Consider the following 8,902-nt stretch of genomic DNA (forward strand, 5'->3'; position numbering starts at 1 on the left):
GAGTGCGGGCAGGTCCGCCGGGAAGCGGCGGTGCCACGCCTCGTAAGCTGACCCGCTATGAACACCAGGGGGGCCGACAGACGGCTCATCGACGGCCGTTTCGAATTGCTGGGCAGGCTCGGCAGTGGCGGCATGGGTACCGTGTGGCGGGCTCGCGACATCGTGCTGCACCGCGAAGTGGCGCTGAAGGAGGTGCGCCCCGCGGATCCGGCGATGCAGGATGCGGACCCCGCCCGCACGCGCATGCTCAGCGAACGCGTACTCCGCGAGGCGCGGGCGCTCGCCCGCCTCGCCCACCCGCATGTGGTCACCATCCACCACATCGTGGAAAGCGCCGACGGCCCCTATCCGTGGATCGTCATGGAGCTGGTGCGCGGGCAGTCCCTGCACGACCGGCTCGTCCAGGGCCCGTTGACCGTCCCCGAGGCGCTGACGGTCGGCCGCGGTGTGCTGGCCGCCCTCCGGGCCGCCCACGCCGAGGGCATCCAGCACCGGGATGTGAAGCCCGCCAACGTCCTGCTCCGTCAGGACGGCAGCCCCGTCCTGACGGACTTCGGCATCGCTGCGTTGCGCGAGTCCACCAGTCTGACGGCTACGGGCGACCTCATCGGCTCGCCCGAGTACATCGCCCCCGAGCGCATCCGTGGCGAGGAGGGGAACCCGGCCTCCGACCTGTGGTCCCTCGGCATGCTGCTCTATGTCGCACTGGAGGGAGGGCACCCCCTGCGGCGGGCAACGAGCATGTCGACGCTGGTCGCGGTTCTCGACGACCCGATACCGGCGCCGGTGCGGTCCGGAGCGCTCACCCCCGTGCTGAACGCCCTGCTCGTACGAGATGCGGCAGCGCGTCCCGACGCGGCGCAGGTGGAGCGGATGCTCGCCGACGCCGGAAGCGATGCCCTGCGCCGGCCGCCTGCGCCCCCGGCCGCCGCGCCGTCCGTACCGCAGGCCACGGCGCCGGTGCAGCCGGTGCAGTCCGGCCCGTACGGGTCGTACGGCTCCTACGGCCCGCCTCCCCCGGACATCGGCCGGCCCGGCTTCGGCCCTCCGCTGCCCGTCGGCACCGTTCCCGATGCGCTTGGCCGACCGCCGCGGAAACCGTGGAAAAGGACGGCGGTCGCGGTGAGCGCCGCCGCTGCGATCATCGCGGTGTCGGTGATCGTGCTGAAAGTCATCCCTGACCAGCATGGTTCGGCGAAGGCGAAGCCGAAGGCCACCTCCACATCCACCAGCGGTGCCACGGGCGGCGCGACCGGCACCCCGCAGCCGGACAAGGTCTCGCTGCCGCCGTCCAAGGAGACCGAGAACCTGCTCACACCTGCCGGGGTGCGGGACGCTATCAAGGCGTTGAAAGCCAAGACGCGGACCACGAAGTTCTTCGAATTCACCGTGTACAAGGACTATGCGATCGCCGAAGTCCCGGTCCAGGGCAGCCGGAAGAAGTACGACCGCTATGTGTTCCGCAACGGCTACGCTGCGAGCGAGGGCCCGGGTGGCACGGTCTTCGACTCCGATTCGGGTCCGATAGATGTCAGCAAGGTCAACTGGGACACCCTCCCCGCGCTCATCAAGAAGGCCGACCAGGAACTCGGTATCTCCCGTCCGACGATGCGTTACGTCATCGTTCGCGGCCCCGTTTTCGAGGCGGTGCCGACAGTGAACGTGTATCTCATTGATGAATACAGCTCGTCGGGGTATCTCGCCGCGGACTTCAGCGGTTCGGTGCTGAACAAGGTGGCGGCCGAGAACTGACCGCCGACGACCGAGCAGCGTCCGTCCTGGGGTAGTGCGAGGCTCCTCGCCGACCACAGCCGGCGCGAGCCCGATGGTGGCCGCCCAACCGTCTGGCCGCGCTTTCTCATCGACTCCCGGAAGATCCGCTCGTAACGGAGGACCCGTCCGTACGGCGCAGCACGCCCGGTGCTCAGGCACCTGATTGCCGCAGCCCGTATCCCGCCCCGGCGCGTCGGCGCGATTGATTCCGTGCACCGGGGGTTACCCATGTAACACGAAACGGCGCAAACGGGGCGCATGGGAACAGGATCGTCGGGAGAGTGGTGCATGCCCCTTCGAAGGCGCAAGGCGCAGTTGAAGGCAAGGGCCGAGGATGCGGCCGTCCGCGGGTTCACGGCGGTGGACGGCCGGCTGCCCGTCACCGAGCTGGCCAGGCAGTTGCTGCGCAAGGCCTTTCCCGACCACTGGTCCTTCCTGCTCGGTGAAGTGGCCCTGTACTCCTTCGTGGTGCTCATCCTGACCGGCATCTATCTCACGCTCTTCTTCGACCCGAGCATGGTGGAGACCGTCTACACCGGCCCCTATACGCCTCTGGTGGGCCAGCGGATGACGCAGGCGTACACCACCACCCTCACCATCAGCTTCGCCGTGCGCGGAGGCCTGCTGATCCGTCAGATCCACCACTGGGCGGCACTGGTGTTCCTCGCCGCCATCGCCGTCCATATGCTGCGGATCCTGTTCACCGGTGCCTTCCGCAAGCCGCGGGAGGGCAACTGGATCGTTGGCGTGTCGCTGTTTCTCCTCGCGCTCCTCGAAGGGTTCGCGGGCTACTCCCTGCCCGACGATCTGTTGTCCGGAACCGGTCTCAGGACAGCGGCCACGATCGTGGGGTCCATCCCGCTCATCGGTACGAACCTGGAGATGGCGGTCTTCGGCGGACAGTTCCCGGGCATGGTCATCATCCCCCGCCTGTACATCGTCCACGTCCTGCTCGTTCCGGGCCTCCTCGTGGCCCTGATCGCCGCGCACCTCTTCCTGATCGTGTATCTCAAACACACGCACTGGGCCGCCCAGGGCAAGACCAACAGGAACGCCGTCGGTCAGCCGATGTTCCCTCAGTTCACCGCGAAGACCACCGGCTTCTTCCTCATGGTCTTCGCCGTCCTGACACTTATGGGAGGGCTCGCGCAGATCAACCCCGTGTGGAACTACGGCCCCTACCGCGGCGACCAGGTCTCCGGTGACGCACAGCCGGACTGGTACGTCGGTTTCCTGGAGGGTGCGATGCGGTTGATGCCGCCCTGGGAGACCAATATCGCGGGACACACGATCATGTGGAATGTCTTCATTCCGGCGGTGGTGCTGCCCGGCGTCGTGTTCACGATCCTGTTTCTCTATCCCTTCTTCGAGAAGTGGGTGACGGGCGACCGCAGCGAACACCATCTGTGCGATCGGCCACGCAACCGCCCGGCCCGTACAGGACTCGGCGTGGCGGCCGTTGTTTTCTACGCCGTGCTGCTGGCGGCGGGTGGCAACGACGTCATTGCCTTCTCCTTCCGCGTGTCCGTCAACACCATGACCTGGATCCTCCGGATCGCCCTCGTTCTCGCTCCGCTGCTGGCCTTCGCCGTGACCAAGCGCCTCTGTCTCGCTCTTCAGGTGCGTGACCGACGACGGCTGACCGAGGGGGAGGAGACCGGTCAGGTGACTCAGTCGCCCTACGGCGGACTCGGGGAGAGTCATCGCGACCTCGATCCGGCCGCCCGCTACCGCCTCTTGATGCGAGAGGTCCCCAAGCCCCTGGAGCTGCCCGAGGAGGGCGCACTCCCGCGTCGCCGGCGTCTGAGGGCCGCTCTGAGCAGCTGGTACTACGGAGACCGCGTCGATCTGCCGGCCACGGACGAGCAGCGGTCCGTCATCGCGGAGCGAACGGCGCCGCCGGAGCCGGTCGGCGACCGTCAGGAGTGAGACCCCGGCTGTCCGGTACCGGGCGGAACTCTCCAGCCGGGCCGGGCGAACTGGAACACCATTCCGCACACTCCCGCCAGCGCCATACCCAGCCCGATCAGAAAGAGCCACAGTCCGAAGACCGTTCCGAGTGCGAGTACGGCCGCACCGGCCGCGATCTGCACCGGCCAGGCGCTGTGCGGAGGAAAGAAGTCCACCAGCCCGGCCCGTTCGCGTACGTCAGACTCCTTGCGGTCCTCGGGGCGGAGGCCCTTCCTGCGGTAGTTCATGGCGAAGACGAAGGAAATGAGCGACGCCATGAGGAAGGCGACGGTGAGCGCCGCCGTGCCCGCCGGATCCTTGGACCACACGGCGTAGAGAACATCGGTCACGAGAAAGAACGCCGCGACCCCGGCGAAGAGGATGGCCTCGGTCTTCATGCGCCCGCGTCCCCCAGGGTGTCCGGAACCGGTGGGGTGCCACCCCGGTCCATGGATGGTTTCTCCGTCACGGCGGGGTGGTTCAGGTCGAATACCGGGGAGTCGGAGCGCACGCGCGGCAGAGCCCGGAAATTGTGACGCGGTGGCGGGCAGGAAGTCGCCCACTCGAGCGACCGGCCGAACCCCCAGGGGTCGTCCAGCTCGACCCTGGGCGCGTACCGATGGGTGCGCCACACGTTGTACAGAAACGGCAGGGTGGACAGGCCCAGCAGAAACGAGCCGATGGAGGAAATGGTGTTGAGGAGGGTGAAGCCGTCGGCCGCCAGGTAGTCGGCGTAACGTCGTGGCATTCCGCTCTCTCCCAGCCAGTGCTGGACCAGAAAGGTGGTCTGGAAGCCGATGAACAGGGTCCAGAAGTGGATCTTCCCGAGCCGCTCGTCGAGCATGCGTCCCGTCCATTTGGGCCACCAGAAGTAGAACCCGGCGAACATCGCGAAGACCACCGTCCCGAACAGCACGTAGTGGAGGTGGGCCACGATGAAGTAAGAGTCGGTGAGGTGGAAGTCCATCGGGGGCGAGGCGATCAGCACTCCGCTGAGGCCGCCGAGCAGGAAGGTCACGAGGAATCCGATCGACCAGAGCATCGGCGTCTCGAACGAGAGGCTGCCGTTCCACATGGTGCCGATCCAGTTGAAGAACTTGACCCCCGTGGGCACGGCGATGATGAACGACATGACGGCGAAGAACGGCAGCAGCACGGCTCCCGTGGCGAACATGTGATGGGCCCACACGACCGCCGAGAGCATGGTGATGGCGATCGTGGCACCGACCATGCCGACATAGCCGAACATGGGTTTTCGGCTGAACACGGGGATGATCTCGCTCACCACACCGAAGAACGGCAAGGCGACGATATAGACCTCCGGGTGGCCGAAGAACCAGAACATGTGCTGCCACAGCAACGCGCCGCCGTTGGCCGAGTCGAAGACAAGGGCCCCGAATTTCCGGTCGGCTTCGAGAACGAGCAGGGCGGCGGTGAGCACCGGGAAGGCCAGCAACGCCAGGATGGACGTGAAGAGCACGTTCCAGGTGAAGATCGGCATGCGGAACATCGTCATCCCGGGCGCGCGCAGACAGACGATGGTCGCGACGAAATTGACGGCTCCCAGTGTCGTACTGAGCCCGGAGAGCACCAGGCCCATGGTCCACAGGTCACCGCCGGGGCCCGGCGAGAACACGGCACTGTTCAGCGGCGCATAGGCGAACCAACCGAAGGCCGCCGCGCCGCCCGGGACGACGAATCCGGACACGACGATCAGCCCGCCGAAGAGAAAGAGCCAGTACGTCAGCGCATTGAGGCGGGGGAAAGCGACGTCGGGTGAGCCGATCTGCAGCGGCATGACGGCGTTCGCGAACCCGGCGAACATCGGCGTGGCGAACAACAGCATCATGATCGTGCCGTGCACGGTGAACAGCTGGTTGTACTGCGCGGCGCTGACGATCTGCAGGCCGGGGCGGGCCAGCTCCGCCCGCATCAGCATCGCCAGCAGCCCGGCCAGCAGAAAGAATCCGAACGCGGTGACCATATAGAGGTTGCCGATGACCTTGTGGTCCGTGGTCGTCAGCCAGCCCATGAGCCGGACGCCCGCACTGATTCTTCGGTTGGTGACTGCCTCTGCCGACGTGGCTTCCCGCTGGTCCTGCGACATCGATTCCCCGTCCGCCCTGGTACGGCAACTTCCGGCTTCGGCATCGATGGTGGAGCCTCGGATCACGGATGGTGTGTACGACTGGCGGAGGAAGCCCCGAATTTCGTCAGTTCACCGGCTCAAGGGGTGCATCTGACGACATACGGCACTCATTCGGATCCGTACCGGAGATATCCGATTCGTGGCCGGACCGTGATGCTCAAGTTTTCCTCAGATGTAATGACGCCGAGCGGATTGTGTCCTTACTGTCCTCCCATTCGAGGAGGCGCCGTGGAGTTCTCCGGCACCCCGCGCAGCGAGCGCGCCGAGGGCTGCCTGTTGAAGATCTTGTACTACTGGCACGCGACGCCGCATGGCGATGCCCTGTCTCCCCACGCCGCCGAATCTTTGCATCTGCTGAACCTAAGGACGTCCCACCATGAAGCCGCACAAGTCCGCCACGGCCGCGGCGATCGCTGCTCTTGCGATCGCCCTCACCGCAACCGCCTGTGGTGGCACGTCCGACGATGCCGATGGCAAGCCCACCGGCAGCGCGGACGGCGTGGCTCGGCCGTCACTGCCCACGTACAAGGTCGCCACGAACGTCAAGATCGACTCTCCGACCCTGCGGAAGGCTCAGAAGGCCGGCAAGCTCGTCATCGGTGCCAAGAACGACCAGCCGTTTCTCGGCTTCGAGGAGAAGGACGGCAAGCGCAGCGGTTTCGACATCGAGATCGCGAAGATGATCGCGGCCGACCTCGGGTTCTCGCCCGACATGATTGAGTTCAAGACGGTCGACACCAGCGTCCGCGAGACCACCATCGCGAAGGGCGAGGTCGACCTGTACGTCGGCACGTACACGATGAACGACGAGCGCAAGAAGAAGGTGGGGTTCGCCGGTCCGTACTTCATCGCGGGCGCCGACCTCCTGGTCCGCAAGGGCGAAAGGACGATCGGGGGGCCGTACTCGCTGCAGGGCAAGACGGTCTGCTCGGTCAAGGGCTCGACCGCGCTGCGGGAGATCAAGAAGCCCGACTACAACACCACGACCGTCGCGACGGCCAAGTACACGGAGTGCGTTCAGAAGCTGCTCGACGACAAGGTCGATGCCGTCACCACGGACGACGCCATCCTCATGGGATACGCCGCCCAGCGCCCGGACAAGCTGAAGGTCGTCGGTCAGCGGTTCACCGAGGAGCCCTACGGCATCGGCATGGACAAGGATGACAAGGTCCTGCGTGCGGCCGTGGCGGACGCCATCGAGGCGCACGACGAGAACGGCGACTACCGGGCGGCATTCAACGCGACGCTCGGTCTGTCCGGGTCCAAGTACTGGGGGCCGCCGATGGTCGAGCGCTACTGACACCAGGTACACGCGGCGCCGTCGAGGGGGAACCGGGGCTGCCGTGGCCTCCCGCCAACCCCCGTTGCAGAACCGCTTGTTGGGAAGATCGGCGATCGGCCCACCCGGTTGTGGATCGGGGGTAATCTCGCCACGACGGAGCTGGGCAGCCCGCACGGATGCGGGAGAGGCGGAGAGCGCGCTGTGGTGAGTGACAATCGGTCCGAGACAGCCTCGATACCCTTCGACGTGCCGACCTCGGCACGGGCCTACGGCTGGATGTTAGGTGGCAAGGACAACTACGACATCGACCGGAGCTTCCTCCTCTCCACGTTGCCGAGCTTCCCCGAGTGCGTGGACATCGCCCGGCAGAACCGCCAGTTCCTCTTCCGCGCGGTGCGCTACCTGACGCAGGAGGCGGGAATCCGTCAGATCCTCGACATGGGCTGCGGACTGCCGACCGACAACAATGTCCACCAGGTCGCCCAGCGCTTCGCCCCGGACGCCCGCGTCGTCTATGTCGACATCGACCCGATCGTGCTTGCACACGGCCGGGCGCTGCTGGCCGACGACGAGTCCACCACCGTCATCACCGCTGACATGCGGGACCAGCAGTCCGTGCTCGACCATCCCGAAGTGCGTCGACTGATCGACTTCCGCGAGCCCGTCGCGGTGCTGTTCCTGTCGGTGGTCCACCATCTTTTGGATGCCGACGATCCCCGTCGGATCCTGCGCACTGTTATCGACCGAGCGGCATCGGGCAGCTACCTGGGCCTTTCCCAGGTCGTCGCGGACGACCCGGGCAGGGGCGCCGAGATGTCCGCGCACATCTCGGGCAGCGGTATCCCCTGGCAGACCCGCACCCCGGCCGAATTCGACGCCTTTCTCGACGGGCTGGAGCCGGTGGATCCGGGGCTGGTCAATCTGGCTGCCTGGCGCCCGGACCCCGACCAGCCGGCACTCGCCCCCGTGCAGGAGCCCCTGGCCCCCTACCTGGGCGCGACCGAGAACAACAAGAGCATCTACGAGTACGGCGGGGTGCTGCGCAAGCCCTGACGGTGCGGCAGTCCGTCGGCATGTGGAAGTGCGCGGCGCAGCGTGCGGGCCGGGCCCAGGGAGCGCCCGGCCCGGCTATCGGTGCGTGGTGACTTCGCCGTTCTTGCGCTCCGTGGTGGGTTCTCCGCGGCGGACGGAGCCGGGTGCGCGGGCGGTGGGGTGGTCCGCTCCCGCGGCGGAGCTCAGTTGCCAGGGGACGCTGATCACCATGACGCCCGGGGTGAAGAGCAGACGGCTCTTGAGCCACAGGGCGGACTGGTTGTGCAGCAGGGCTTCCCACCAGTGGCCGACGACGTACTCGGGGATGAAGACCGCGACCACGTCCCGTGGGCTGTCGCGCCTGATGGAGCGTACGTACTCCACGACCGACCGGGTGATCTCGCGGTAGGGGGAGTCGAGGACCTTGAGCGGTACCTCGATGCCGTAGACGTCCCACTGCCGTTGGAGCGCGGTGGAGGCGTCGCGGTCCACCGCCACGGTGAGAGCTTCCAGGTGGTCCGGGCGGAAGGCGCGGGCATAGGCCAGGGCGCGCAGGGTCGGCTTGTGGATGGTGGAGACCAGCACGATGGCCATCACCCGGGAGGGCGGTGCCATTTCGCCGCGTGGGTCGGTGACGGCGAGTTCGGCGGCAATGGCGTCGTAGTGTCGGCGGATGCCGCGCATCATCACGAACAGCACGATCGCGGCGAGTACGG

The 8,902-nt window shown here is 66.7% G+C and carries 6 protein-coding genes and 1 pseudogene; 4 read left to right on the top strand and 3 right to left on the bottom strand.

Annotated features, from left to right (window positions below; all coding sequences use genetic code 11):
- The first annotated feature begins 57 nt into the window (after window positions 1-57).
- Both ACI2LP_RS27710 and ACI2LP_RS27715 read left to right on the top strand, forming a co-directional pair.
- Window positions 58-1,752 (top strand): serine/threonine-protein kinase, encoded by a 1,695-nt coding sequence (locus tag ACI2LP_RS27710; RefSeq protein WP_404727238.1) that lies wholly within the window; start codon window positions 58-60, stop codon window positions 1,750-1,752.
- A gap of 309 nt (window positions 1,753-2,061) precedes the next feature.
- Window positions 2,062-3,702 carry a cytochrome bc complex cytochrome b subunit gene (locus ACI2LP_RS27715; protein ID WP_404727239.1) on the top strand — a complete coding sequence of 547 codons (1,641 nt, stop codon included), beginning with the start codon at window positions 2,062-2,064 and terminating at the stop codon, window positions 3,700-3,702.
- On the opposite strand, the gene ACI2LP_RS27720 is transcribed toward ACI2LP_RS27715, so the two are convergent.
- On the bottom strand, window positions 3,693-4,121 hold the full coding sequence (locus tag ACI2LP_RS27720; RefSeq protein ID WP_404727240.1) for a cytochrome c oxidase subunit 4: 429 nt from the start codon (window positions 4,119-4,121) through the stop codon (window positions 3,693-3,695). The genes ACI2LP_RS27715 and ACI2LP_RS27720 overlap by 10 nt on opposite strands.
- Window positions 4,118-5,830 carry a cytochrome c oxidase subunit I gene (ctaD, locus tag ACI2LP_RS27725; RefSeq protein WP_404727241.1) on the bottom strand — a complete coding sequence of 571 codons (1,713 nt, stop codon included), beginning with the start codon at window positions 5,828-5,830 and terminating at the stop codon, window positions 4,118-4,120. Before ctaD ends, ACI2LP_RS27720 begins: the two co-directional genes overlap by 4 nt.
- Before the next feature lie 418 nt (window positions 5,831-6,248).
- On the opposite strand from ctaD, the gene ACI2LP_RS27730 reads away from it, so the two are divergent.
- Both ACI2LP_RS27730 and ACI2LP_RS27735 read left to right on the top strand, forming a co-directional pair.
- On the top strand, window positions 6,249-7,172 hold the full coding sequence (locus tag ACI2LP_RS27730) for a glutamate ABC transporter substrate-binding protein (RefSeq protein WP_404727242.1): 924 nt from the start codon (window positions 6,249-6,251) through the stop codon (window positions 7,170-7,172).
- A 186-nt stretch (window positions 7,173-7,358) separates the two neighbouring features.
- The gene (locus ACI2LP_RS27735) at window positions 7,359-8,207 is read left to right on the top strand and encodes an SAM-dependent methyltransferase (RefSeq protein ID WP_404727243.1); all 849 of its coding nucleotides are present in this window, start codon (window positions 7,359-7,361) and stop codon (window positions 8,205-8,207) included.
- 75 nt (window positions 8,208-8,282) lie between these two features.
- On the opposite strand, the pseudogene ACI2LP_RS27740 reads toward ACI2LP_RS27735, so the two are convergent.
- Window positions 8,283-8,902: pseudogene (locus ACI2LP_RS27740) on the bottom strand (DNA-binding protein); the annotation flags it as partial.

Origin of the sequence: Streptomyces sp. NPDC019890, from assembly GCF_044903445.1 — a bacterium.
Lineage (GTDB): Bacteria > Actinomycetota > Actinomycetes > Streptomycetales > Streptomycetaceae > Streptomyces.